Annotated in this window: 1 protein-coding gene; it reads right to left on the bottom strand. The window is 74.4% G+C overall.

Annotated elements, in window-relative coordinates; genetic code table 11:
- A partial coding sequence (locus tag F6X68_RS32885) for an SseB family protein (RefSeq protein WP_151457860.1) occupies positions 1–527 on the bottom strand: 527 nt, incomplete at its 3' end.
- Positions 528–793 lie beyond the last annotated feature (266 nt).

Here is a 793-nt window from a genome sequence, read left to right as displayed (position 1 = left end):
GTGCCGTCGGGCCGGGCCACACCGATGGTCGGCCCGGTCGCCGGCCCGCCCGACGTGTCCTGACCGGTGGCCTGGGCCCGCGCCCGGGCGGCCGTCTCCACGCGTTCCAGCCGGGCCCGCGCACCCATGGTGCGGCCGGGCAGCCGGACGTCGCCCCGGGAGAGCTGGGCGACGAACCAGGCCGGCAGGTAACCCTCGATGGGCAGCCCGGGATTGACCGCCAGCCACCACTCGTGGTTGGGCCAGCTGTCGGACAGATCGGCGTACGAGATGCGCCGGACGGCACCGCCGTGCTCGCCGAGACAGGCGCGCACCGCCGCACCGGAGGTGAACGCCAGCACGTGGGTACGGCCACCTGTGCTCCAGGTGCCCCAGCCCACCGGTGCCGTCCCCGCGAGCGCCTCGGCGGAGACCGGCAGCAGCAGTTCGGTCCGGGCCAGGACGCGGAAGTAGAGCTGTTGGTCGTTGGCGCGTAGCGCGTCCCGCATCGCCGCTTCGGCGTCGGTGGCCGGCTCCCACTCGGTCACGGCCACCCCTCCTCCCGCGCACAGGCCATAGGTATCGCGTACAACCTACAAGGTAGAAGCAAGATCACAATCGCTGGCCGGCGGCGGTGCGCCCGGGGCCGCCACAAGCGCTAACATCCCGTTCCGGAGTCGACACGATACGGAGGCGGTCGATGTCCCGGTCCCCCTCACGCCCGCTCCTCGCCGCCCTCACGACGGCGTTGCTGACGGCCGTCCCGGCCGCCCCCACGATCGCCGGCCGCCCGGCCGGCACCGGGCCGGGGGCG

It is taken from the genome of Micromonospora sp. AMSO12t, assembly GCF_008806585.1.
GTDB classification, from domain to species: Bacteria; Actinomycetota; Actinomycetes; order Mycobacteriales; family Micromonosporaceae; genus Micromonospora; species Micromonospora reichwaldensis.
Note: the sequence above shows the minus strand (reverse complement) of the source record. Positions and strands in the feature narration are given on the sequence as shown.